The sequence below is a fragment of the Shewanella sp. GutCb genome, from assembly GCF_002836135.1.
In the GTDB taxonomy this organism is placed as follows: Bacteria; Pseudomonadota; Gammaproteobacteria; order Enterobacterales; family Shewanellaceae; genus Shewanella.
Window position 1 is genome coordinate 218,465 of record NZ_PJBL01000025.1, and the last position, 26,654, is coordinate 245,118.

At 44.7% G+C, this 26,654-nt stretch carries 21 protein-coding genes; 13 read left to right on the top strand and 8 right to left on the bottom strand.

All coding sequences use genetic code 11. The features are described 5' to 3' along the window. Positions 1 to 193: 193 nt before the first annotated feature. Both CXF86_RS15265 and metA read left to right on the top strand, forming a co-directional pair. On the top strand, positions 194 to 595 hold the full coding sequence (locus CXF86_RS15265) for a YbaY family lipoprotein (protein ID WP_102039407.1): 402 nt from the start codon (positions 194 to 196) through the stop codon (positions 593 to 595). Positions 596 to 663: 68 nt separating this feature from the next. After that, positions 664 to 1,608 (top strand): homoserine O-acetyltransferase MetA, encoded by a 945-nt coding sequence (gene metA / locus CXF86_RS15270; protein WP_102039408.1) that lies wholly within the window; start codon positions 664 to 666, stop codon positions 1,606 to 1,608. 24 nt (positions 1,609 to 1,632) lie between these two features. On the opposite strand, the gene CXF86_RS15275 is transcribed toward metA, so the two are convergent. Further along, a complete protein-coding gene (locus CXF86_RS15275) occupies positions 1,633 to 2,043 on the bottom strand; it encodes a DUF3568 domain-containing protein (protein WP_102039409.1) in 411 nt (136 codons plus the stop codon). Between the two features lie 514 nt (positions 2,044 to 2,557). On the opposite strand from CXF86_RS15275, the gene CXF86_RS15280 reads away from it, so the two are divergent. The 9 genes from CXF86_RS15280 to CXF86_RS15320 all read left to right on the top strand — a co-directional run bounded on the left by CXF86_RS15280 (position 2,558) and on the right by CXF86_RS15320 (position 13,186). Continuing rightward, positions 2,558 to 3,748, top strand: coding sequence for a thiolase family protein (locus CXF86_RS15280; protein ID WP_102039410.1), 1,191 nt, complete (start codon positions 2,558 to 2,560; stop codon positions 3,746 to 3,748). A gap of 167 nt (positions 3,749 to 3,915) precedes the next feature. Next, complete coding sequence (locus tag CXF86_RS15285; RefSeq protein ID WP_102039411.1) at positions 3,916 to 5,415, top strand: CoA-acylating methylmalonate-semialdehyde dehydrogenase; 1,500 nt, start codon at positions 3,916 to 3,918, stop codon at positions 5,413 to 5,415. A 204-nt stretch (positions 5,416 to 5,619) separates the two neighbouring features. Next, on the top strand, positions 5,620 to 6,777 hold the full coding sequence (locus CXF86_RS15290) for an acyl-CoA dehydrogenase family protein (protein ID WP_101092268.1): 1,158 nt from the start codon (positions 5,620 to 5,622) through the stop codon (positions 6,775 to 6,777). A gap of 57 nt (positions 6,778 to 6,834) precedes the next feature. Further along, entirely contained in the window at positions 6,835 to 7,608 is a 774-nt protein-coding gene (locus CXF86_RS15295) for an enoyl-CoA hydratase (protein ID WP_101092267.1), read from the top strand. Further along, positions 7,608 to 8,759, top strand: coding sequence for an enoyl-CoA hydratase/isomerase family protein (locus tag CXF86_RS15300; protein WP_102039412.1), 1,152 nt, complete (start codon positions 7,608 to 7,610; stop codon positions 8,757 to 8,759). The genes CXF86_RS15295 and CXF86_RS15300 overlap by 1 nt, the downstream gene beginning before the upstream one ends. Before the next feature lie 61 nt (positions 8,760 to 8,820). Further along, positions 8,821 to 9,738, top strand: a complete 918-nt coding sequence (gene mmsB, locus CXF86_RS15305) for a 3-hydroxyisobutyrate dehydrogenase (protein ID WP_102039413.1) — start codon at positions 8,821 to 8,823, stop codon at positions 9,736 to 9,738. A gap of 4 nt (positions 9,739 to 9,742) precedes the next feature. Next, complete coding sequence (locus CXF86_RS15310; protein ID WP_102039414.1) at positions 9,743 to 10,501, top strand: SDR family oxidoreductase; 759 nt, start codon at positions 9,743 to 9,745, stop codon at positions 10,499 to 10,501. A 161-nt stretch (positions 10,502 to 10,662) separates the two neighbouring features. Then, positions 10,663 to 10,890: a hypothetical protein gene (locus CXF86_RS15315; RefSeq protein WP_101092263.1), complete on the top strand. Its 228-nt coding sequence runs from the start codon at positions 10,663 to 10,665 to the stop codon at positions 10,888 to 10,890. 259 nt (positions 10,891 to 11,149) lie between these two features. Continuing rightward, positions 11,150 to 13,186 carry a S9 family peptidase gene (locus CXF86_RS15320; RefSeq protein WP_102039415.1) on the top strand — a complete coding sequence of 679 codons (2,037 nt, stop codon included), beginning with the start codon at positions 11,150 to 11,152 and terminating at the stop codon, positions 13,184 to 13,186. Between the two features lie 21 nt (positions 13,187 to 13,207). Here CXF86_RS15320 and cueR read toward each other — a convergent pair whose 3' ends face one another. Next, positions 13,208 to 13,591, bottom strand: coding sequence for a Cu(I)-responsive transcriptional regulator (cueR, locus tag CXF86_RS15325; RefSeq protein ID WP_102039416.1), 384 nt, complete (start codon positions 13,589 to 13,591; stop codon positions 13,208 to 13,210). Positions 13,592 to 13,700: 109 nt separating this feature from the next. On the opposite strand from cueR, the gene CXF86_RS15330 reads away from it, so the two are divergent. Beyond that, a complete protein-coding gene (locus tag CXF86_RS15330) occupies positions 13,701 to 15,944 on the top strand; it encodes a heavy metal translocating P-type ATPase (protein WP_102039417.1) in 2,244 nt (747 codons plus the stop codon). A gap of 249 nt (positions 15,945 to 16,193) precedes the next feature. Continuing rightward, on the top strand, positions 16,194 to 17,786 hold the full coding sequence (locus CXF86_RS15335) for an ABC-F family ATPase (protein WP_101092259.1): 1,593 nt from the start codon (positions 16,194 to 16,196) through the stop codon (positions 17,784 to 17,786). Between the two features lie 184 nt (positions 17,787 to 17,970). On the opposite strand, the gene CXF86_RS15340 is transcribed toward CXF86_RS15335, so the two are convergent. The 6 genes from CXF86_RS15340 to CXF86_RS15365 all read right to left on the bottom strand — a co-directional run bounded on the left by CXF86_RS15340 (position 17,971) and on the right by CXF86_RS15365 (position 26,645). After that, positions 17,971 to 21,543: a zinc-dependent metalloprotease gene (locus CXF86_RS15340; RefSeq protein WP_102039418.1), complete on the bottom strand. Its 3,573-nt coding sequence runs from the start codon at positions 21,541 to 21,543 to the stop codon at positions 17,971 to 17,973. A 23-nt stretch (positions 21,544 to 21,566) separates the two neighbouring features. Further along, positions 21,567 to 22,439, bottom strand: a complete 873-nt coding sequence (locus CXF86_RS15345) for a hypothetical protein (protein ID WP_102039419.1) — start codon at positions 22,437 to 22,439, stop codon at positions 21,567 to 21,569. 142 nt (positions 22,440 to 22,581) lie between these two features. Continuing rightward, a complete protein-coding gene (locus CXF86_RS15350; protein ID WP_102039420.1) occupies positions 22,582 to 23,016 on the bottom strand; it encodes a hypothetical protein in 435 nt (144 codons plus the stop codon). Positions 23,017 to 23,525: 509 nt separating this feature from the next. Then, positions 23,526 to 24,899 (bottom strand): leucyl aminopeptidase family protein, encoded by a 1,374-nt coding sequence (locus CXF86_RS15355; RefSeq protein ID WP_101092255.1) that lies wholly within the window; start codon positions 24,897 to 24,899, stop codon positions 23,526 to 23,528. 138 nt (positions 24,900 to 25,037) lie between these two features. Further along, positions 25,038 to 25,457 (bottom strand): hypothetical protein, encoded by a 420-nt coding sequence (locus CXF86_RS15360; protein WP_101092254.1) that lies wholly within the window; start codon positions 25,455 to 25,457, stop codon positions 25,038 to 25,040. 423 nt (positions 25,458 to 25,880) lie between these two features. Then, positions 25,881 to 26,645 (bottom strand): ribonuclease H family protein, encoded by a 765-nt coding sequence (locus CXF86_RS15365; protein WP_102039421.1) that lies wholly within the window; start codon positions 26,643 to 26,645, stop codon positions 25,881 to 25,883. Positions 26,646 to 26,654 lie beyond the last annotated feature (9 nt).

The window sequence follows — 26,654 nt, forward strand, 5'->3', positions numbered from 1 at the left end:
TCACTTATCATAGGAACATAAGTGTATTAGAACAAGATTAATTGTTTGTTGCTGTGACAAGGATGCTGAGTTCAGCCAAACGAAATAGAGGATCACGAGCTAATAACAGTGATATTAATGGTAAAGTGATATAAATTTCAAGTTCGGACATATAGACTTCTAGAAGTCTTAATGTATTATTAGGAGTGTTAACATGAAAAACTGCTTTAAGCCTTTATTATCTTTTGTTGTCGCAGCGGGATTATTATCGGGCTGTGCGACCTCAAATGCCGTGGTAGAGATCCAAGGAGAGGTTTGGTACAAAGAGCGTATAGCATTACCAGCTGAAGCTGTTATCAGCATTAAAGTGCAAGACGTGTCGTTAATGGATGCACCTGCAGTTGTGATAGCAGAATTTGAACGCAGTGATATCAGTACGCCTACGCCTTTTCAGTTTTTGATCAACCGAGATCAGTTTGAGGCAGGGCACACTTATACGGTTGGGGCTCGTATCAGCCTTAACGATAAACTTATGTTTATCAACGAACAAGCTTATAGAATTGATTTAGACTCTGCCGAGCCTATGTCAGTTTTGCTACAGAAAGTAGCGCGCTAAATTAACTAGTTAGCTAGTGTTACAAGCGCCTCTTTCTGTTATTACTCTCATTGAATAAGAGGCGCTGTATGCCGGTTAAAATCCCTGACAATCTGCCAGCGGCAGAGATCTTGGAGTCTGAAAATATATTTGTTATGTCTGAAACGCGCGCTGCGAATCAGGACATACGACCAATGAAAGTGCTTATTCTCAATCTGATGCCAAACAAGATTGAAACTGAAACCCAATTACTGCGTTTATTGGGCAATACGCCGCTGCAAGTTGATGTAGATCTGCTGCGTATTCATGACAAAGAGTCAAAGCATACCTCAATTGATCACATGAATAATTTCTACCGCGATTTTGAGCAGGTACGAAATAAAAATTATGATGGTCTTATCATTACTGGGGCGCCGTTAGGTCAGGTTGAATTTGAAGACGTCTCATATTGGGATCACATACGAGAGATTATTGACTGGTCACAGCAGCATGTCACCTCGGTACTGTTTTTATGCTGGGCGGCTCATGCAGCACTCTATCACCTGTTTGGACTCAATCGCACACTGCTAAAATCTAAGCGTGCAGGGGTCTTTGTCCATAAGCGTACCAGTGAACATTTTCCATTGTTGCGTGGCTTTGATGACGAATTTTACGCGCCACATTCTCGATTTGCTGAGATGAATGTAGAACAACTGCGTGAGCATCCAGAGTTGCAGGTATTAACAGAGTCAGAGCAAGCGGGCGCGTATATGGTACTCAGCAAAAATAGCCGTAATTTGTTTGTCATGGGTCACCCAGAGTATCAAAAATCGACATTAAAAGATGAGTACGCTAGAGACTTGTCGCAAGGATTATCACCTGAGGTACCGCAGAACTACTTTCCCAATGACGATGCTAGTCAACAGCCTATTGCACGCTGGCATAGCCATGGCAGTTTGTTAGTCAGCAACTGGCTAAACTATTATGTTTATCAGTTAACGCCTTACAATTTGGACGATATGATTGGCATTACCCCTTTGGAGTCTAAAGACTAAAGGCGCGGTTTATATTACTGGGAATTAACTGCCATCCACCACTAAGGTGCAATCCACTTTTAACTGTTGGCAAATTTTAAATACACCGTCTAATACCAGTCGAGTACTTTGGTCTGCATTTACTTCAGAGGTGATAAGCAACTGCGAAACCTGTGGATCAATCCTTGAAACTTTAAGGCTGGCGCTAAGGTCACCTTTAGTTAACTCAATTAAATGAACATTCTCGTCTTGAGACACCATTTTCAACAACGAATTACTCTTGATGGTTTGTAATGCGACTCGGTAAATATTGTCCGGTGTCGCATTAATATTAACCGTGGCAACTTCATGTTTTGCGCTTTTATAATAGGTAACAGCGCCTAATGTTGCAGCGCCTACAGCGATACAAGCACACAATGATAACGCGATAAAACTCATCAAAAATACATTTCTCATAGGAATACCTCTCTTTTTTGATTGAGCTGTCGTTACTCTTAATCGATTGTTATTTTAGCCATTAAGGTCATGTCACGTTTTATTGCATAATAAAATGACCTAATAATAGGCTAGCGTAGAGAGGTCATAAGGCAAGTTTAAGTCTTAATTTTACGACTTTGATAAACATCATCACCGACTATTATCCGCCGTTACGCTTTGTCGCCAGTATTAATCCCTTTGCTCCCTACCTCGCTCTGCTTTGTGTAAATTTTAAGTGACATCTCAACCTTATACTTTGGTAGATGTTTGGCTAACTTGGCTTGCTTTACGTTCGCGTAAACGTCACAGTGTGAAAATGTTGAGCGAGATCACATTTAATGGGTTAGCGGTTTTACGGCACTGCGGTATTTATACCGAGCGAATCACCTTAAGGTAAGTCGCTGTAATAGCGTAGATAAAGTCTCCTTATACCATTGAAGTACATCGCTGACCGAGCACAAAAAACAAGCCTTAAAGTATTACTGGAGTATATATGAGTTCAGAACTGTCAAACCAAGACATCGTTATTGTTGCCGCTAAGCGCACCCCTATGGGTGGATTTCAAGGTGCACTTTCAAGCGTCGCTTCTCCAAAACTTGCAGCGACTGCGATTAAAGGGTTAATACAGCACAGTGGCTTAAATGCTGATCTGGTAGATGAAGTACTCATGGGCTGCGTATTGCCTGCAGGTCTTGGTCAAGCGCCTGCCCGTCAAGCCACTTTGGGAGCTGACTTGCCGCTTTCTGTCGCCGCAACAACAGTCAATAAAGTTTGTGGTTCAGGTATGAAAACCGTAATGCTTGCTCACGACTTAATTAAAGCCGGCAGTGCCAACATCGTCATTGCGGGCGGTATGGAAAATATGAGCCAAGCGCCATATCTACTCGACAAAGCCCGTAGCGGTATGCGAATGGGCCATGGCAAAGTGTTAGACCACATGTTCCTTGATGGTTTAGAAGACGCTTATACCGGTGGCGCTATGGGTACTTTTGCTCAAAATACCGCTGATGATTTCAAATTGACCCGCGAGCAGATGGATGACTTTGCCCTGAGTTCACTGGAAAAAGCGAATGTCGCCATTAATGCCGGTGCTTTTGAAGCGGAAATCACCCCCGTGACTGTGGAAAACCGTCGCGGCGATATCGTGGTAGATACTGATGAACAGCCAGGTAATGCTCGTCCAGACAAAATACCGACACTACGCCCTGCATTTGCTAAAGACGGCACTATTACTGCCGCAAACTCAAGTTCAATTTCAGATGGTGCCGCAGCATTGATGCTAATGACACGTGCACAGGCAACTGAGCTCGGGCTTGACGTGATGGCAACGATCAAAGGCCATACAACCCATGCTCAAGAGCCATCAATGTTTACTACGGCGCCAGTAAGTGCGATGAACAAGCTGCTAGAAAAAGTAAGCTGGAGTAAGGAAGAGGTTGATCTATTCGAGATAAACGAAGCGTTTGCCATGGTCACCATGTTGGCAGTGTCTGAACTTGGACTTGATATTGAAAAGGTCAACGTCAACGGCGGTGCATGCGCTTTAGGTCACCCTATCGGCTGCTCTGGAGCACGTTTGCTGGTAACGCTAATCCATGCACTTAGAGCGCGCGGTCTTAACAAAGGTGTTGCGTCTTTATGTATTGGCGGCGGCGAAGCCACTGCGATGGCAATTGAGTTATAAATTATTCATTAAGTGATAGATAGACAGTAATCAACAAGACTCGATTTAAGTGTGAGCCAGCGGTATACATCAGTGATGTTCCGCAACATAAAATAATAATGGCCGCGCTTAAATCATCATTTTGCTCATCACTACCAATGATAGTTGATGAAAATTTAGGAAGCGATATGACTATTCAAGTTAAGCACTACATCGATGGCGAATGGATCTTAGGTAATGGCGAGCAACAGATAGCCGTCACAAACCCCGCTAATAACGAAACCATTGCCGTCGTTAACGCTGCGCTACCAAGCGAAGTTGAAACGGCAATTGCCAGCGCAAAAAAAGCATTCAAAACTTGGAAAGAGGTGCCTGTTTCTGAGCGTGCACGCGTGATGCTTAGGTATCAGCACTTGCTAAAAGAGCATCATGATGAGATCGCCACCATTCTGGCACAAGAGACGGGTAAGACATTTGATGATGCCAAGGGTGATGTTTGGCGTGGTATCGAAGTGGCAGAGCACGCATGTACTATCGCGTCGATGATGATGGGCGAAACGGTTGAAAACGTGGCGCGTTCAATCGACACTTATAGCTACATCCAACCTCTTGGGGTTTGTGCGGGCATTACACCGTTTAACTTCCCTGCGATGATCCCGTTATGGATGTTCCCACTTGCCGTTGCTTGCGGTAACACCTTTGTGCTTAAGCCGTCAGAGCAAGATCCAATGACACCGCAACGCCTTATTGAGTTGTTTGTCGAAGCCGGTGCGCCAAAAGGCGTTATACAGCTAGTCCATGGTGACAAAACGGCAGTGGATATTGTCTTGCGTCATCCAGACATTAAAGCCATCTCTTTTGTCGGCTCCGTTAATGTGGGTCAATACATCTATAAGACTGGTACCGATAACCTTAAGCGTGTCCAAGCTTTTGCAGGGGCTAAAAACCACTGCGTGATTATGCCTGATGCTAATAAGCAGCAAGTGATCAATAACTTGGTGGGCGCATCGGTTGGCGCTGCAGGTCAACGTTGCATGGCGTTGTCTGTCGCGATTTTTGTTGGCGCTGCAAAAGAGTGGATCCCTGAACTTAAAGCAGCGATTGCAAAAGTTAAACCCGGTCTTTGGGATGACAAAGAGGCGGCATACGGACCAGTCATTAGCCCTGCGGCTAAGCAACGCGTGGTGAGCCTCATTGCACAAGGTATTAAAGAGGGCGCTGACTGCTTACTCGATGGTACAGACTTTACGGTTGAGGGCTATGAGTCGGGTAACTGGGTTGGCCCAACCATGTTCGACAAAGTCACCACAGAAATGAGCGTCTATAAAGAAGAGATTTTTGGTCCGGTACTGTGTTGTATGAATGCCGAATCATTGGAACAAGCTATTGAGATTGTTAACGGTAGCCCCTACGGAAATGGTACCGCAATCTTCACTGCCAGTGGCGCCGCAGCCCGTAAATACCAGCATGAAATTGAAGTGGGTCAGGTCGGTATTAACGTGCCAATTCCAGTGCCGCTACCTTTCTTCTCATTTACTGGCTGGAAGGGCAGTTTCTATGGTGACCAACATGCATACGGTAAGCAAGCAGTGCGTTTCTACACTGAAACTAAAACCATTACAGCACGTTGGTTTGAGTCTGATATTGCGGTTGCATCAGCACCCAATATGACGATTGAGCTTAAGTAATGCCAGAGATTGCCATCTAACACCGTTAGATGGCAATGAGCTTTAATGAGGGTGGGGCTAGCACCGCACCCGCTCAAATAACGAATAGAGGTCGGCAGCGATAAACGCATGCAAAGACCCACAGCCTTGTTAGCGCTGACCACCCTAGAGTGACTAGCTAGCGCTAAAATATTGAGGCACTCGACAGTACAACAGGAGCACCCGATGGATTTCAATCTGAATGACGATCAACGCCAATTCGCCGACTTAGCCGCTCAATTTTCAAAAGAAGAGCTCGCGCCTTTTGCGGCTCAATGGGATGCCGAACACCACTTTCCAAAAGATGTTATTCAAAAAGCCGGTGAGCTGGGTTTTTGCTCTTTGTATTCACCTGAATCTGAAGGGGGCATGGGCTTATCTCGTTTAGACTCTTCCATTATTTTTGAACAACTCTCCATGGGATGTACCGCTACCACAGCCATGTTGACGATTCACAATATGGCCACTTGGATGGTCACCAGCTTTGGCTCAGAAGCGCTGCGCAGCGAATGGTCTGAATCATTGACTACCGGTCAAAATCTAGCGTCATACTGTTTAACAGAGCCAGGCGCAGGCAGCGACGCTGCTTCACTGCAAACCAAAGCGGTGCGTGATGGTGATGACTATCTTATTTCCGGCTCTAAAGTGTTTATTTCAGGAGCGGGCGCAACAGAGCTGCTAATCGTGATGTGCCGTACAGGCGAAGCGGGTCCAAAAGGGATCTCTGCTATCGCTATTCCTGCGGACGCTGAGGGTGTTATCTACGGTAAAGCGGAAGATAAAATGGGCTGGAACGCGCAGCCCACACGTCAAATTACTTTTGACAATGTTCGCGTACCCATGAGCAATTTGCTCGGTGAAGAGGGCCAAGGTTTTACGTTCGCAATGAAAGGACTTGATGGCGGCCGTATTAATATTGCCACTTGTTCGATTGGTACTGCACAAGCGGCGCTTGAACGTGCCACCCAATATATGAATGAGCGCAAACAGTTTGGTAAGCCTTTAGCGACCTTTCAAGCACTGCAGTTTAAGTTAGCCGATATGGCAACAGAGTTAGTGGCGGCCAGACAATTAGTGCGTTTGGCGGCATTTAAACTGGATCAGCAAGATCCTGAAGCAACCGCGTATTGCGCCATGGCAAAACGTTTTGCTACCGATATCGGTTTTCAGGTGTGTGATGCAGCGCTGCAGATCCACGGTGGTTATGGTTATATCCGTGAATACCCGCTAGAGCGTTATGTCCGTGATGTGCGTGTGCACCAGATCTTAGAGGGCACCAACGAAATTATGCGTTTGATTATTTCTCGTCGTTTATTGGATGAAAACGCCGGCGCGATTTTATAAGCCGCTTATTTGAAAACCGTTTCATCACAGATTTAAGATAATTTAACAGGAGTTTCCATGTCACTACTATTAGAGAAAATCGTCGGCCATACCGCGGTTATTAGCATGAACAACCCGCCAGCGAATACATGGACTGCAGAAAGCTTACAAGAACTTAAAGCAAAAGTGCTCAAACTCAATGATAACAAAGCTGTTTACGCACTGGTGATTACTGGTGAAGGAGACAAGTTCTTTTCCGCAGGTGCAGATTTAAAGTTATTTGCCGATGGTAATAAAAATAATGCAGCAGATATGGCACGTTATTTTGGTGAAGCATTTGAGGCGTTAAGTGCCTTTCGCGGCGTATCAATAGCCGCCATCAATGGCTACGCGATGGGTGGCGGTCTTGAAGTGGCGTTAGCCTGTGATCTTCGTATTTGCGAAGAGCAAGCGCAATTGGCATTACCAGAAGCAACGGTGGGTCTACTTCCTTGTGCGGGTGGCACCCAAAACTTAACCGCATTAGTGGGTGAAGGCTGGACTAAGCGGATGATCCTATGCGGTGAGCGTATTAAATCCGCTAAAGCTGAAGCGATAGGTCTGGTAGAAGAGGTGGTTGCCACAGGCACGAGCTTTAATGCCGCAATGGCACTGGCAGAGCGAGTGGCGAACCAAAGCCCTAGCAGTGTTGCTGCTTGTAAACGCTTGATCCAAGCGGGCCGCACTATGCCAAGAACGCAAGCATTACCGCTAGAACGTGAAGAGTTTGCTAACCTGTTTGATACAGAAGATCAAACCGAGGGCGTAAGTGCCTTTTTAAATAAGCGTAAAGCAGTTTGGAAGAACGGCTAATGGCAACGACGACAAACGAAAACAGCAACAGTGTGGTGTTCCAAACGTTGGGCACCGCATCAGGCAAACACATTGGCGTAGCAACACTTAATATCGAAAAAGCCCTTAACGCGCTTAATATTGAGATGGTGCAGGCGTTAACCAGCCAGTTAACAGCATGGCGCAGTGACAACAATATCGTCGCTGTGGTGTTAGATGGCGCAGGCGAAAAAGCGTTCTGTGCGGGTGGCGATGTACGCGCTATTTATCATGCCGCGTTAGCCACGCCAGGTGAAGTGACTGCCCAAGCCACGGATTTTTTTAAGCAAGAGTACCAGTTAGATTATCTGTTACATACTTTTGCTAAACCGGTATTGGTCTGGGGCGATGGCATTGTGATGGGCGGTGGACTTGGCCTCATGGCGGGCGCAAGCCACCGCGTCGTGACCGAGCATTCGCGTATCGCGATGCCAGAAGTCACTATTGGTTTATACCCTGATGTTGGCGGCAGTTATTTCCTCAATCGTATGCCAGGTAAAGCAGGGCTGTTTTTGGGGATGACCGCATACAACATGAATGGTGCTGATGCACACTATGTTGGCATCGGTAATCACTACTTAAATCGCGATGACAAAGAGTTACTGTTTGATGCAATGGCAACGCTTGCATGGGCAGACGATAAAGCGTTTAACCATGAAATGCTGCATGCGCTTATCGATGACATGCAACTTGACTGCGAGACGCCGCTGGCACCCAGTCAGCTTGAAATACATCAAGTACTGATTGATGACTTAATGGACGGCGAGTTAACAGCCATCGTTGAGCGGGTAAGTGCATTAGATGACACACTTAAACAGGCGCAGCCTTGGTTAGCTAAAGCCTGCAAAGTGATGTTGGCCGGTAGCGCTATCAGCCTGGCGTTGGTGCACAAACAGTCACAACTTGGCACTCAGATGAGTTTAGCTGAGGTGTTTAAGTTTGAATTAGGTTTGAGTGTTAATTGCTGTGCTCGCGCTGATTTTGCTGAAGGTGTGCGCGCGTTACTGATTGATAAAGATAGAGACCCTAAATGGTTATTTAGCGATGTGGCTTCAATACCGAGCGATTTTGTGTCATCACTGATGATCTCCCCTTGGGATGAAAGTCAGCATCCTTTAAGCGCTATGCTTTAAATAATACGACTGGTTTACACGGATACGTTATCGCACTTGTCAAAGTGCACAGGAGCAAAAGATGAGTACTGTTGCATTTATTGGTTTAGGAAACATGGGCGGCCCAATGGCCGTTAATCTGATTAAAGCGGGCTTCACCGTTAAAGTGTTTGATTTGGTTCCCGCTGCAATGCAAGCGCTAGCCGAACAAGGCGCACTAACGGCAACCAGCGCGTGTGGCGCAGCCGCTAGCGCAGACATTGTGGTGACTATGTTGCCAGCGGGCAAACATGTTCGTAGCCTCTACATTGGCGATGCCGATAATAAAGGTATCGTGGATGTGGTTGCAAAAGGGACATTACTCATTGATTGCTCGACCATCGATGCCGACAGTGCACGTTTTGTGGCAAAGCATGCTACAGACAAGGGTCTAGAGTTTATCGATGCGCCAGTCTCGGGCGGCACCGCAGGCGCAGCAGCAGGCACGCTGACCTTTATTTGTGGCGGCAGTGATAACGCATTTTCGCGCGCGCAGGATGCACTGAATGCTATGGGAGGCAATATATTCCATGCTGGTGGCCCAGGTGCTGGGCAAGTCGCTAAGATTTGTAATAATATGCTGCTCTCAGTGTTGATGGTAGCCACATCTGAATCTTTACAGATGGGCGTTGACCATGGACTCGACCCTAAAGTGCTTTCAGATATAATGAAAGTCAGTAGTGGTGGTAATTGGACATTAGATAAATATAATCCTTGCCCGGGTGTTATGGAATCGGTACCGTCTTCAAACGATTATCAAGGTGGCTTTATGGTCGACTTGATGGTGAAGGATTTGGGACTTTCTCAAGAAGCGGCTTTGTTATCAAATTCAAGCACGCCAATGGGAGCTTTAGCGCGCAGTCTTTATGTGAACCATGCACGTCACGGTCACGGTAAACGCGATTTTTCGAGTATTTTTGAGCAGTTTGCTAATTCTCAACAGATAAAAAACAAAGGGTAATTCGATGGATTTAAAAGATAAGGTTGTTGTTATTACTGGTGGTGCGGGCGGACTAGGCTACGCGATGGCGGAGAATTTAGCGGCAGCAGGTGCCAAGTTAGCACTTATCGATGTTGACCAAGAGAAGTTGGAAAAAGCCTGTGCAAACCTTGGTGACACAACTGAAGTACAAGGTTACGCATTAGACATTACAGATGAAGAAGATGTCGTAGCGGGTTTTCAGTTTATTAAAGAAGACTTCGGCCAAGTTAACGTACTGATAAATAACGCGGGTATTCTACGTGATGGTTTAATGGTAAAAGCCAAAGATGGCCAAGTCACAGACCGTATGTCTTATGAGCAGTTTCAATCTGTTATTAACGTCAACTTAACCGGCACATTTCTGTGTGGCCGCGAAGCGGCAGCTGCAATGATTGAAACCAAGCAACAAGGTGTGATTATCAACATCTCTAGTGTTGCTCGGGCAGGCAACATGGGTCAGTCAAACTACTCAGCGTCTAAAGCGGGTGTTGCGGCGATGAGTGTAGGCTGGGCTAAAGAGCTTGCACGTCACAATATTCGTAGCGCAGCGGTAGCACCGGGCGTGATTGAAACTGAAATGACGGCAGCAATGAAGCCTGAAGCGCTTGAGCGTCTTGAAAAAATGGTGCCAGTCGGACGTTTAGGTCAAGCGGAAGAGATAGCGTCTACCGTGCGTTTTATTATTGAAAACGATTATGTTAACGGCCGCGTGTTTGAGATCGATGGCGGTATCCGTTTGTAATATCGACTCATTCAATAACAACTAACGGGCTTTTGCCCGTTTTTTTATGAGAGTGATTAAGCGTTTGAATTTGAACAATAGCGAGGATTTACGTCATAATAGTACTTATAAGATTAAGTACTTCAAATTGCGTTTATTTTAAAAGAGGAGTCAAGGTTACGATGGACTGGTTAGAGAAAATAACCAAGGTGATGATGCTCGTGGTCGGCTGCTGTGGAGTGTTAGTGATCTATTTAGGCTTTTTTTATTTGATGTTTAGCGGCAAAAGTACCGCCATTATTCCCTGGTACATATTACTATCACCTTGGGTTTGCATCTATTTTGGATTAAACAAACGTATTCAATTTGAGATCATGCAGTGGTTTATCAAAAAGTTTACGCGTAAGTAATGCCGCTCTTACACAGCGCTTAGTGCAACCTATACGGAAAGTGTTATATCAATTTCCCCATTCTCTGCGGACCTAAGTGACTGTATTTGAGATAGCCGCAGATATGCCTTGGATTAAGCGCATTTAGCGTAAGGGGGATTCACCAATACCTAATGGAGTTGATATCATAGTCACGTTAGCTTTATCATTGCTATTAGCGCTTTAAAGCATCATGGCATTCGATTACTTATATTTTACTCTGACAATACTTAGGCCGCTAATGAGATTTTTAATTGCATCGATACTGACGTTTGCAACGTTATTGATAACCGTTGGCTGCGATGCATCTAAGCCAAAGCATACGGACGCAGTCGTGTCTGAATCATTACCCGCTGGCGTACAGATAGCGGATTTCGGTAGTTGGAACTCTCCCGTTACCGCTGAGCATGTTTATGATTTGTCAGACAGTATAGGTGAAATCCAAGTCACTGCTGGCAGCCTCTATTTTACCATTCTTGATGCGAGCAATGAAGGGCGACGTGGGGTCAAACGAATAGAAGCTGCGGGTACTGTTGTTGATGCCATTCCTTCCAGTTTTGATATTGGCAGTCGTGTACATGAATATGGTGGAGCCCCTTTTGTGGCGATAGGAAACAGCCTCTTTGCCACCAAGCAATCAGATCAGCTGTTGTACCGCATTGCACCCAATCAAGTGCCGTTTCCATTAACCCCTGCAGGCACCCGACATGCTGACTGTATATCCAATTCCAAAGCTTCGCGTTTAATCTGTGTCAGGGAAGATCATCGAGATGCAGACAAAGTGGTTAATCAGCTGGTGGGTATTAACTTAAGTTATGCAGACGAAGGCAGCGTACTCGCTTCTGGTGCGGATTTTTACTCCACTCCAGTGATCTCTCCAGACCAAACTAAATTGGCATGGATAACATGGGATCACCCAAACATGCCGTGGGATAACACCAAACTATGGCTTGCAGAACTGGATAACAAAGGCGCGGTAGTCAATGTCAAACAAGTCGCGACAGAGCAAAAGGGTTCAATCACGCAACCTCTTTTTAGCCCTAATGGACAGCTTTATTTTGTCGCGGATTACACTAACTGGTGGAATATCTATCGCCTAAACGAGTTTGAGCAAACTGAGGTGGTGCTAACGCAAGAGGCTGAGTTTGCCGTTGCTGATTGGCAACTAGGCCATCACAATTACGCATTCGAAAATGAACATACGTTAATCGCAAGCTATAACCACGAAGGCGAAGCTGGGCTTATTCGTATTGATACTGAAAGTGGTGTGACCGATCCTATCGCGGTTGACTTTGCAGAGATTACCTATGTGACTAAAAGTGACGATGGCGTGGTTTTCGTTGGGGCTAAAGAGACGCCGGAAAAAGGCATTTATAAAGTTCAAGGCCGCTCTGCTCAGCTGATCTATGCGCCAGAACTGACCGTGATGGACCCTAATTTTATCTCTAGAGCCGAGAGTGTCAGCTTTACAACGGGCAACAGTGATACGGCCCATGGTTATTTATATAAACCCGTAAATCCAGATTTTCAAGCGCCAGCTGGGCAAGAGCCACCGTTAGTGATGTTTCTGCATCCTGGCCCAACTGCACAGGCAAGCCGAGCATTTAGACGAGATATTCAGTATTGGACCAGTCGTGGTTTTGCCGTCTTTGATCTCAATTATCGTGGTAGTACAGGTTTTGGTCGGGACTATCGCAATCGCCTTTACGGCAATTGGGGTAAGTCAGATGTAGAAGATGCGGTCAGAGCCGCAGGATACTTAGTCAATAATGGCGATGTAGATGGCCGAAAACTGGCAATAAGAGGGACTCGTGCTGGTGGCTTTACTGCGCTGTCAGCCGTTGCTTATTACAGCACCTTTGGTGCAGCGGTAAGTTACTCAGGTATTAGCGACGTTGAGTTATTTAGGCGTGACTCTCATAAGTTTGAGAGTCATTATTTAGAGACGCTCATTGGTGGATTTGATAACTATAAGCGCCGCTCTGCAATGAATAACCTCTCAGGGGTCAATGAACCTTTGCTGCTTATTCAAGGGGGCAACGATTCACTCATCCCTGCAGAGCAAACGTTGCAGCTTTATAATGCTGTGAAAAAAAAGGGCAGGCCAGTAGCCTATCTTGAGCTTAATGACAATGCTGTTAATCGGGTCACTACACAAAGTAAGAAGCGCGCTTTAGAGTCTGAACTTTCATTCTATGGCCAAGTTTTTAGCTTTACTCCTGCAGGAGATGTGCCAGCGCTTACGATTGAAAATATAGAGAACTTAAGGCGTAGGTAAGCTGCAGTCTATAGCATAGTGCTAATTGCTGAGACCGTTAAGAATTGCACAGTTGGGCTGGCTGCCACCTTTACAGTCCTTAATTAAATGCTGTAGTTGGTTCCTTAAATTATTCAGTTGATCAATTCTTTGTTTAATATCATCGAGGTGATGCTGCGCGAGCGCTTTTACATCGGCGGCATTACGGCGGGTATTTTGTTGTAAGTCGAGTAATGCTTTACAATCTTCTAGCGTAAAACCAAGTGCTCTACAGTGCTGTATAAAACTCAAGGCATCCACCTCTTTTTGGCTATACTCTCGATAGCCGTTATCACTCTTTCGGCCTTCGACTAAACCAATGTCATGATAATAACGTATGCTTTTTACTGACAATTCGGTCAGTTTTGCTACTTCACCAATTTTCATAATATCTCCGGTGCAAAATAATTTTAATTGACGTTTGACTCTCCCCCTGTAGGAGACATTACCCTTGGTACATCAAAGATACAATATAATTAAAGCGGGAGCGTTTTTTATGAAAAGTATTAATTTATATGTCCCTAACATGAGCTGTGCAAGTTGTGTGGCAAAAATTGAGTCAGCTTTCTCCAAAGTGAATCTTAAAGGGGGCAACGGCAATGCGATTAGCGCCAGGGTGAACCTCGCTGACAAACAAGTGCAGGTGTTTGGTGATATTACGCCTGAAACAGCGATTGAACTCATCAAGGGTGTGGGATACGACAGCGAACAGATGCTCGACGCTCGAAAAGGCGCGGCGAAGAAAGAAGCTGATGAGGTTAAAGAGTATCGAACGCGCGTGATACAAGCCTCAATTGGCTTAGGTCTGGGTGTTCCCCTAATGCTGTGGGGCTTACTCGGTGGTGAAATGATGGTCAACAACGCCAACCAGCAACTCGCTTGGGGTGTTGTTGGTTTGGTGACCTTTATCGTGATGGCCACAACTGGGCGTCACTTTTTTCAGGGCATGTTGCGTGCAATAAAAGCCCGTAGCGCCAATATGGACACTCTCATCGCATTAGGGACTTCTGCTGCATGGATCTATTCGATGCTGGTAGTCATCGCGCCAGAGTGGTTCCCTGCTGATACGCGTCATGTCTACTTTGAAGCCAGCGTGATGATTTTGGGTTTGATTAACTTAGGCCATGCATTGGAGCTTAGAGCGAGAGGTAAAACCAGTGAAGCGGTGCAGCGTTTACTGGGCCTACAAGCTAATACCGCAATACGCGTTACCGATACCGGCGATGAAGAGGTCGAAATTGATCAGATTAGCTTAGGTGATCATCTGCGCTTGCGACCGGGTGACAAAGTGGCGCTTGATGGTGAGATCGTCAGTGGGCAAACACTGATCAATGAATCCATGTTAACCGGCGAGCCGGTGCCAGTTCACAAAGCGCCTGCAGATAGCGTCAGTGCGGGCACTGTTAACGGTAATGGCAGTATCATCTATCAAGTGACCGCGGGGGCAACAGAGAGCAAACTGGCAAAAATTATTGAGCTCGTGCAGCAAGCGCAAACATCCAAAATGCCAATAGGGCGCTTAACAGATAAAATATCAGCTTACTTCGTTCCAGTGGTTATCGTTATTGCGCTGTTAAGTTCAGCCATTTGGTATCTATTCGGGCCAGAGCCTGCGCTATCACATGCATTAGTGGTGTTGACCAGTGTGCTGATTATTGCCTGCCCTTGTGCTTTGGGGCTCGCGACGCCAATGTCGATTATGGTGTCAGTGGGCCGCGCAGCGAAAATGGGCGTCTTAGTGAGAAATGGCGAAGCGCTGCAAACGGCAAGCAAGGTCACCACTGTGGTGCTTGATAAAACGGGCACCATTACCCAAGGTGCACCTGAGGTGACTGAGTTTATCGTGTTGCAATCGGATGTGGACAAGCATGACTTACTCAGTGATATCGCTGCGTTAGAGCAACACTCTGAACATCCGCTTGCCAGTGCGATTATTGCCAAGGCTAAGCTGTCATCTATCTTGCTTAAAGAGCCGGAACAGTTTACCAATGTGCAAGGCCGAGGAATAACCGGGGTTGTGGCTGGTATCGAATATACCATTGGTAACATGAGCCTGATGCAACAGATTGGGCTAGATGATTTTTCTGCTTATCAAGCGCAAGTGTCGTTACTTGCAAGCCAAGGGCAAACTCCTGTCTTTGTGGCAAGAGATCAAAAGCTCATTGCCATCATAGGGATAAGCGATCCGATAAAAGAGGATGCTGTTGCAGCAGTAGCCGCCATGAAAAAGAGTGGCCTAAAGGTGGTGCTACTCACGGGGGATAACGAGCAAACGGCGCAAGCTGTTGCCAATGTTGTTGGTATTACCAGCGTATTTGCCAATGTTTTACCACAGCAGAAGCAGCAAAAAGTGATTGAGTTGCAACAAGCGGGTGAAGTGGTTGCTATGGTCGGTGACGGCATTAACGATGCGCCAGCACTCATGAGCGCCGATATTGGCCTTGCGATGGGCAGTGGCACTGATATCGCCATCGAAAGTGCAGACTTTACTTTGTTATCTGCAAGGCTCATGGTAGTAGCTGAAACACTATTACTGGCAAAAGCCAGTATGAAAAATATCAAGCAAAATCTATTTGGTGCCTTTATCTATAATAGTTTAGGGATCCCATTAGCGGCAGGAGTATTGTTCCCCTTTACAGGGATGTTACTCAGCCCCGTCATCGCGGGCGCAGCCATGGCCATGTCATCACTAACCGTGGTGAGTAATGCCAATCGATTGCGTAAAACTAAGCTTGTTTGATTATCATCTTGTATTAGCATCGCGTAGAACGCACTTTTTTAATAAGATCGTCATCTGACATAACTAATCACAGTTGATAATTTAGGCTAAAATGCTATAATATCGCGCTTAATTTTATAGGCTGTGCGCGGACTTGCGCGAGTCTTCGACCAGTAAGTTGATTTAGGGTTAATGGCTCTTTTTTAATTTACTGGTTTTTGTTTTATCTATGATCTCTATAAGTCATATAACCAAAAGCGGAATGCCACTTTGATTACTACAGCTAACATCACCATGCAGTTTGGCGCTAAGCCACTGTTTGAAAACCTCTCAATAAAGTTTGGCGGCGGGAACCGTTACGGTCTTATCGGCGCTAACGGTTGTGGTAAATCAACCTTTATGAAGATCCTTGCGGGCGATCTTGAGCCAACGTCTGGTAACGTTTCACTGGATGTTAATGAGCGCTTAGGTAAGTTGAGCCAGAACCAATTTGGTTATGAAGAGTTCAACGTCATTGATACCGTTATCATGGGGCACGCCGAGCTTTGGGAAGTGAAGAAAGAGCGAGATCGTATCTACTCTTTACCTGAAATGACTGAAGAAGACGGCATCAAAGTTGCCGATCTTGAAATGGAATTTGCTGAGATGGACGGTTATACCGCCGAATCTCGTGCTGGTGAACTGTTAATGGGCGTCGGTATCGGTGTCGAACAGCATTTTGGTCTTATGGGCGCAATCGCACCTGGTTTTAAGTTGCGTGTGCTATTGGCTCAAGCCTTGTTCTCAGATCCAGATGTACTGCTACTTGACGAACCCACCAACAACTTGGATATCGACACCATTCGTTGGTTGCAAGATATGCTGAACCAACGTAACAGCACCATGATTATCATCTCGCACGATAGATATTTCTTGAACTCTGTTTGTACTCACATGGCTGATTTGGATTACGGCGAAATGCGCGTATTCCCAGGTAACTACGATGAGTACATGATGGCTGCACAGCAGTCACGTGAACGTTTGATCTCAGATAATGCTAAGAAGAAGGCACAAATCTCTGAGCTTCAAGGCTTCGTTGCTCGTTTCTCTGCTAACGCGTCTAAAGCAAAGCAGGCAACCTCACGTGCTAAGCTAATCGATAAGATTAAGCTTGATGATATTAAAGCCTCAAGCCGTGTGAATCCCTTTATTCGTTTCGAACAAGAAAAGAAATTGTTCCGTAATGCATTGATTGTTGAAGATCTAACGAAAGGCTTTGACGTTCAACTGTTTAAAGATCTTAATCTGATTGTTGAAGTCGGTGAACGTATTGCTGTTTTGGGTCATAACGGCGTGGGTAAAACCACATTGTTACGCACGTTAGTACACGATATCCCACAAGATTCAGGGACGATTCAATGGTCTGAAAACTCAGCGATTGGTTATTACGCGCAGGATCATGAATCAGATTTTGAGAACGAGATGACATTATTTGACTGGATGAGCCAATGGCGCAAACCAGAAGATGATGATCAATCTGTACGCGGCTACTTAGGCCGTATGCTGTTTGGTTCTGACGATATTAAGAAGTCAGTCAAAGTGCTTTCTGGTGGTGAGAAAGGGCGTATGTTGTTTGGTAAGCTCATTATGCAAAAGCCAAACATCTTGCTACTTGATGAGCCCACTAACCACATGGATATGGAATCAATTGAGTCATTGAACAACGCGCTTGAAATGTACGAAGGTACATTAATGTTCGTCAGCCATGACCGTGCGTTTGTATCATCAATTGCTAACCGTATTCTTGAAGTGACGCCAAACGGCGTAAATGACTTCAGAGGAACTTATGATGAGTTCCTTGCGAGTAAAGGTATTGAAGGGTAACTTTCTGCAATAAAAAAAGCCCGATTCGTCGGGCTTTTTTGTGTCTTGAGATTAAGGGCTGTTCAAGAAATTGTTCATATAATAGTGTGACTTATTCGCGATAAAAAAACGGCAGATTAACTGCCGTTTTTTGTTTTAGCGATGAATGTCGTTCAACACTCTATGCCAATATCTATTTAGCTTTTTATGATATGACTGGAAGATAGGTCAACACTCGCTCATCTCTGGCAATAAGAGGGTCAACAATAAGCTCTTTGAAAGTCGCACCATCTGCGTTCATAACATGGTTCATCAAGCCTGGGCTATCAGTGATCAAAGCATTCAATTTAGTCAGTTGCTCAATCAACTCAAGTGCTAAGGTATTTTCAGCCGTTGCAGCATAATTTTTGCCCTGTAACGAAATTGTCGCCACCGAACTTACTGCATCATTGGCTAAGTGAATACCTGCAAACTCGCGCCACACCCGTGCTTTTTCTTCGCCGCGGTAGTCATTGTCATGAGAAGCAAGTACAACCTGCTTTAACATCATTTGCAGTAAATTACTCTTACCCTTCATCTCTCCTGAACGATGAGTAAATCCAAAATATCGACCTAACGAGGTCGCATAGCTGGGTAATGCTTCAATCTGTTGGTCAGCGTAATCAATATCTTGAGTGTAATACTCAGGGTTTACGTCACCGCAGGATTCGGTTAACACTGGCTTAGTTAAGTAGCGGTTGATTGAGTTTACAGTATCTCCCATTGTCATCTGACACAGCATATTCTCAAGTTGGTCATGTACTTTTGCAGTATCTGCCAATGCATAGTATGTGCGCCCGGTGGTGCTTCTTGGCGACGTACGTGTCAATAGTTGGCGAACCGCTAATAGCTTGTCAGGCCACATTCCTAATACATCTCTTTCATTTACATAAGGATGATTTGGGTTTGACTGTGGTGCTTTAAGACCATTAAGCAGGTGGCCTTTATTGACCGTTACTTCAGCAATGACTTTATCTTGGTAGGCAGGAGTTAAATCCGCTTTAATGAGTAACTCTTTTAGCTTCTGTGGATCTTGGTCAAAATGGGTAATGATTTTGCCAATATCGATACCTTCCGCTAGCTTACTCCCATTGAGGCGGTAAATACGTGATAGCACATCTTCTAGTGAATGAACCTTGGTTAAGCCAACACTGTTGTCGCTTTTCATTCTATAGGTGACATGTAGATTAATGTCATTCAAGCCTGCAACTTTTAAAAATGTATCAGCTGCTTTATTGACTGCGCGCTGTGACGCACAGAACCAATAAGCTTGATGAGACGGACAGAAATCGGCTAAACCATTTTGGTCAAACGAGAATAACTCTTCAGCTGTGGCCGTGTCTTCGACGAACTGGCGAATATCATTAAAGCCTTGCAAACGATTAATGGTGTAGGGCAGTACATTATCTTCAAATAGTGTTTGACGGTTGTGGCGTACATTCATTGTGTCGTAACTATCATTGTATCTATCGACATAATATTGCGCGATGTCGTCATTATTTGTCCCTGCGTCAAAACGATTACAGTTACTGTTTAATGAGACATGGCCATCAGTACAAAAGGCAAAGTAACGCAGGTCATTTTCTGCGGCAACATTATGCAGTGCACCATATTGTGTTATGCCAGTAAGATTGCCATTTGCTAACTCTTCACGACGTTTCGCATCTTGCTCTTTTAGTGAGACTAAAGACCCATCGGCAGTTTCTACATTACGTGCATAACCAAAGCGTAGTGCAGCAAGATCGTACTTTTGATATGTGGTCGCAAAACGATCGGCGTTATAATCCATTTGGCTGGAAAAGTCAGCTTTTGCGGTTAAATTGGGGTAACCAGCAGCGGCAAAGGCAGTTTGAAAATCAGTAATCTCTTGTTCGTTAAAAAAGTTAGCTTGATCTCGGCTACCTGCAAAGTTATGACGTAAGCCAAAGTTGTGCCCAAGTTCATGGGTTAAGGTGCCAGCGAAGGCTTGCGCCGCAAGCTTAGTCACAAGCTCTGATTGAAATGCAGTGGGCATTTTTTCTATGTCTTTCAACTGATCACCGACATTACCATCGACCCAGAACTGGCTGTCTGTCCAGTCAATTTCATGACCTTTAATGCCTCTTGGCAGCTCTCGCAGTGCACCGCCACCTAAACCAAAGGCTTCGTTGACACTCATTAGGTTATGTTCAGCCCAAAAGTCTTCCGTTTTACTTTGTTGGCTAACAAGTTCTTCAAATGATGCGGTATTGGCATCAGTGGTGGAAAGTGCAGGTATTAACGCTTGTGGCTGCTCTTTTTGCGATGGCTGTTGCGCCATTGAGTTGTCACTTGTCGCAGTTTGTTCAGCCACTAGCTTGTTGGCTGCAACTGCGGTTGCACGCGCTAGCGCTTCTGGTGACGACGTATAGTCAACACCCGTTAATGCTTTTACCGAATTAGCATCGAGCATACCGCGGTTATAATCGAGTTGAACACGACGATAGTAACGAGTAGATCCTTGCTCTAAGTTGGCACTGTACTGATCGACTCGACCGCTAATGATTTCACCGGTCAGTGGGTTGGCAGCAGATGGGCCATAACCCGCTAAACCATTATCTAGTGGCTCATCAAATAGGGTGATGTTGCTATAACGCAGATCGCCATGACGATGCTGACTCGCTTGCACTAGTTTGATTGGGGGCAAACCGGTGTTGAACATTTTATTTTGGATATTCATCGCCGTGATGCTTTCATTGGCAGCATCTAAGAATGGCTTGTTTTTATCTTCAAAAAAGTTATTACTGAGGTAATAGGTAATAGCTTCTTTTTTAGGATTGTAGTGATTTAAGTATTGACGTACATAGCCGTCGGTACCGTCAGAGTGGTTGCCATCGCGGTAATTATGTTGGGTTCTAAAGAAGCCATAGCTACCGTTTTCATCTTCACTGTAGGGCACAACGTCAAAGTCTTTGCTCGCGAGTTGATCAAGTGCAACGATAGAAATATATTCTGTGGTCGTAAAAGATAAGTTGTCAAAGTTGCCTTTGAAAAATTGACCAAAACAGGCAGGGTTAGCTTGATAGGTGTGTTCAATTTCAAAATTGATCACTCCGGTGCTCAAGTCCATCTCATAACCTTGCCAGTTACCGTCTTTCACTAAATGTGCAGATTCGGTCTCAGTGGTGCATTGTTTGAATGTCACAAGATCTGTGTAGTTCTCTTCAGCAATTTTCGCGGCTTCAAAGTGAGGAATGAAGTACTTCTTTTGATCCCATGTGACGTTTCGGTCATTGATCTCCTCCTCTTTGTTGGTGCAATCATCCCAGTTGTCTTTCTCACATTGGAAATCGACATAATTTCCTGGAATAGTTAATACTGGTGCCTTGTTATACTCATTATCATAGCGAGATTCATGGCCTAAGCCTATGTTGTCTCTATCTATTTGTCTGACCTGTATGCCATTCTCTGTCATACGTAAGGTCACGAGTTTTTCATCGCCTTGAGAAAACCCATGAATTGGAGCTGAATATCTTGGCGCATCGCCTAAGCTACGAGTATACAAAAACAGGCGTTCTGGCTGCTTTACCGCTAACTCAGATAATGAAGTTGCTGTTGTTTGTTGACCTGTTGTGACGGTATTGTCAGTCGCAGCATTTTTGAGATCTTGGACTGAAACCATTTTCTCGTCTTTTTTTACTTCTTGATACGGTTCATCTGCCCCGCAGCCGCTCAGTGCAAACGCACTTAGTACGGCCAACGTTATGGTCGATTTATTCATGAAAACCTCTCCTCAAATTACTGTTATAGATATTTTGTCATCGACAAATAAAAAACTGAGCTTCGCTTGTCATAAAGCTCGAAGCTATGTGATTGACCTCTTTCTGGGTCATAGAATCCGCCACTGTTGTTATGGCCTACTGCGACGATCCAACTGGGAGAAAACTCCCAGCCTATCTCTTCGCTCGCGGTAAATAAGTTGTCATATCGATTAGTATTGAAGCTTTTTGCCATGCGATATGAGCCACTGACATCCACATACCAGTTGTCTATAAACTGCCAAGTCGCATCGGCTAATATGTCAATCTGGTGCTCTACAAAGTGTTCGCCTTGGCGTCCGGTTTCATATTTATATGCGTTGTATTTAAACCTGGGAGATAGGTAAAAATTCCAGTCTTTACTCGGTCTATAAAATAGGTAACCCGCGATTCTTGGCGCCGCTTGCAGTTTGTTTTCTTGGCTGGTGTGGCTGGTGGGTAGAAATACACCGGCACTGCCTAGCAGAGTCCAATCAATAGCGAGTTCCTTACTCGGTGTACGATATTCAAGAAAGGTGTCGTAGTAATAGGATTGGTCGTGGTGCGTTTCTACTTCACCACCGACAGATACACGTAGGCTTCCCCAGTCGTCACGGTAAGCAATGCGACCATTTCCGCTAATTGATTGGTATGAACTTGGTGCAGATTGTTCAAAGATATTGCTAGTTGCCGTAGCGCTGATGTAACCGGACCAATGGGATTTGCTGGACGTATTCGCAGCGGATACATTTTCATTATCAGCAAATGCGGTAGACGTAAATGCCAGTGAAAGTCCGATAGCTGTACTGTAAATTAACGTGTTTTTATGTTTTGAACGGGACTTATTCGAAAATAAGGCACAGTTATTCAGTGACGGCATTATTCCATCCTATGAGAGTTCAGTTGTTGATGGCATAACTTGTTCAGCTAACGGTGCAGCCGCCAAGTTATCGAGAAACTATTTACTTATTATTGATAGGTGTTTAGTCGTGGATTAGAGCAAACACATAATTTGAGGTGAATTAAGTAGGGCAACCTTTAATCGGCTTTATCCAGCTGAGGACAATCGATATCATATTTATAATAATTTTTGGCGTTTTAAATTTTGATTTTTTAACGATTAAATAGCTGCTAAAGAGGAGCAGTAGACAATAAAATGCTGCTTCAATAGATAGTGTATTTAGATCAATATCTTGTATACCAATAACGATGTTAGCGATGGCTTTGTCATTAACGGGTATTGTTAATAAACGGCAAAGTGGTGCAAGGATCACCATTTCAGGCAGGCAAAAACCTTTTGTAAACAATAGGTTTTCGTGCTTATGTAGTGACTGTAACGATTGGTTTTTTGAAGATGAAGCAATCTCGACTTCGCTCTTACTCGACATAACTTGACCGACCATGAATATGGCAATCAAGATAATAATGTAAGATAAAGCACTGCTGAATTTCTTCAAAATAGACTCGTTGATGTATTTATTCGCTCTAAATAATGACCGATACGAATTGATACATTTGAATTTAGGACCAAATCCCAGCATAGAAAATAAATAATGTTTTTTCAATGGCTAATTAACAGTCGAATCGAGAGTTAGGTATAGATCACGTTATTTTTTTAATACGAGTTTGTTTTGCTTAATATGTCCAACTGACTGTTAACAATTCGCTTTCATTTGAGGTCTTTAATTGATGTCGTTTACGTTTTTACTGCTTAAATTACTTTAAGAAAACGAGTGGGTAAGAGGTGATATTCTTGTTGCTGTGCGTCGGTGGGTAAAAAGGCTTGTTGTCAGCCAATCGATTGGCTTAATGAAAATGTAGGTGAGTTTACGTTTAGATAAAAGACATTTAAAGAAACACACTGTAAAGGATGATTACTTTACAGTGTGTTATAGCGCTGCTTTAAAGTGGAGTTTAATTTCCTGTATAGGCAGTCGAATGACAAGCATCGTATTATTACAAATCGTTACTTGCAATCAACGGGTGCGAAACGATTTTGCAGGTAATCAAATACAGCTCGAATACCAAAGGCTTCTCCGCCTACTGGGCGACCCGGTAGTTTACGGTTATTCCACGCCATAACATCGAAGTGGCTCCAGCTAATGTCTGTATCAACAAAGGCTTCTAGATAAAGCGCTGCGGTGATTGCGCCGCCAAATGGCGTTTTACCACAATTGGCTAAATCGGCAATATCACTGCCGGTGAGATCAAAGTAAGGTTTATGCAGAGGCATGCGCCAAACAGGATCATCGACACTTAAACCAGAGGCGGTAATATCGGCAGCCACTTGGTCGTCATTACTAAAGAACCCAGGTAGCTCAGTGCCTAACGCAATGCGCATCGCGCCGGTTAAGGTGGCAAAATCTATCATTAGCTCAGGCTTGTCGTTATTGGCTTCTGCAAGTGCATCACACAAGACTAAGCGGCCTTCGGCATCAGTATTATCAATCTCAACGGTAATACCCTTGCGCGTGGTGATCACGTCACCGGGTCTAAAGGCATTCGCTGAAACAGCGTTTTCAACGGCAGGGACTAATACACGTAAACGAATAGGCAGGTTGTTAGCCATAATAAGCTGCGCTAAACCGATAACATGCGCGGCGCCGCCCATATCTTTTTTCATAAAGCGCATGCCTGCGCCAGGTTTTAAATCGAGTCCACCTGAATCGAAACACACACCTTTACCGACAAGAGTGACTTTAGGCGCGGATTCGTCACCCCAAGTGAGGTCGATTAAACGCGGGGCATTCTCGCTCGCGCGGCCGACCATGTGAATGGTTGGGTAGTTTTGCTCAAGTAGTTCGTCACCCACTATTTGGCTGATCTTGCCGCCAAACTCGGTGGCCATTGCTGACATTGTTTCAGCCAAATCTTGTGGCATCATATCGGCTGCTGGCGTATTGACCAAATCACGCACCAATGACACCGAGCGGATGAATTTATTGGCTTCATCGGCTTGAGCTTGTGTTGGAACCACAAGCTTTGGAAACTGCTTATCGCTCTTTTTATAACGATTAAACTGATAAGCCCCTAAGCCCCAACTAAAGGCTGCGGTTTTAATCTGTTTCTCGTCAGCGGTTAATTGGTATTGCCCCGCGGGTAGTTGGCCGACTAAATCACCACAAAGCCAGTAGGAGTTGTCATTGTTACTGACAAAAATGACCTCAGATAATTCACCCTCAGTATTGGGAATTAAGCATACACCTTTGCCTGAAAACTGGGTTGTGGTTAGCCAGTTGATCACGCTTTTAGCTTGCTTTTCGCGCCACTGTGAAAATGTTTCGCTGTTAAAAATGGAAAGGGGAATGCCTGAAACACCTGAAACGATGATATTACTCATGTAGGGACTCTTTATAGTGACGAGTTTAAAAGATAGCCCCAAGAATATCAGGCTAGTCACTTTCTAGAAAGAAAAGAGATGATTTTACAGTGATTGTTTTAGATTGCTTAAGTCGAACCGAGGTGGCTTGGGCTGAGGTTATTTAGATTGGGTATTGTGGGCTTTAACGCGGTTTTTGGTTGAGGTTCTGCGCGCATTCGCTTTTCGCTCCGACATATTATTGAACGAGCTAGGTAACACATCAACACCAACCACTTTCCCCAGTTTTAACACTAATGGAATGGTAATTGGCGCAAAAGGTAAAACGGCAAATACTCCTAACCCTAGGCCCTTGAGTAGGTCGGCGAATTGCTTATTGGCCTCGACTAACTCTTCTTTACTGGCTTGCTTACGAGTATAGCGTTTGTAAGTCACCAGCATCTCTTTGGTTTCTTGTTTTTCCTGAGATAAGGCTTCTTTAACAACCAGCATATCCAGTTTTATACGCAGCCAAATACGACGCCTTCCAATACGGATAACGCGAATAGGAGCCTTGTGTAAAAGCAGGTAGATATTCATGGGCGCGATTGTCGCATAGCAGCTAGATTAAACCTATTAAAGAAAGGTAAATAACAGTCAGTTTAGTTGGATTTAAACTGACCGCGAACTATATATCCCCATCCTATCTTGAAGATGCTCGTTTCAGAGGCGTTGTGCGAGTTCAATTCTAGGCGCATTAACGTAGAAATGGTTATTCCCTTTTAAGTAAGTGCAACAACGAAGTGGGCTTGCACAACACCTTCTGCGATAGGTATTCTTTTTATACTAAGAGTGGGCTTTACTCTGTGTTGTTGATTTTACTAAGGGAGCGACCATTAGTGGCAATCAATGCCTCGCCTACATGGATGTAGGTGCTTAGGTTCAGCCTGGAGCAATGAACCTGTGATTAAAGCCCATTAAACTCCCACTGAATCCCGAATCTTCAGGTAGGATGGTGATAGGCTAACCAGTGCGCAGACTGAGGATGCTTGATAACACGATCGGCTCTTGATAACGGCAAAATTTGCTGTCTTTTTTATCAATTGCATAAATTGACATACGGTCAGCTAATTCATTACCTTCGATGCCCACATGGGCGGATACATGCTTAATTGACAACTGTTCTTTAAGATTGTCATACAGTTCATGAGCCTGTTGAATGATATCGAGATTTTTGATATCGCCTGCCTTTTGGCGTTTCCAGCCCTTGGTTTTCCAACCATATGCCCAATTAGTAATGCAATTAATTGAGTATTGAGAGTCACTTAAGATCTGTACCGATTTATCAGCTTTAATTGCTTTGTCCGCTAACAGCAGAGCTTGGTGCAGTGCATTAAGCTCGGCAGAGTTATTGGTGCCATTGGCGTTGAATAGCCCATACCAAAGTTCTGTTAGCTCACCGCTTTGATAGATTGCAATGCCTGAACCTGCTTTACCTGGGTTTGGCTCGCAGCCACCATCAGTAAAAATCGATACGTCATGTTGGCTTAGGTCGATTGCTTTACTGGCTTTTTCAGTTTTTGGGCCAGTGTTAACCGTGGTCGATTTTTTTTGCGCCGCGCCGCCATAGCTGGGAACGCGCTTAAATGCAGCTTCAGCTTCAGCTTGGGTCTTAAACGACTTATATTTGGCTTGCGGGAATTTATCGACCTGTTTTTTGGTGTGATCCCAGCTAGTGAAAATACCGGTTTCACGTCCCGCCCACACTACATAGTACTTTGTTGCCATCTGGTTTCT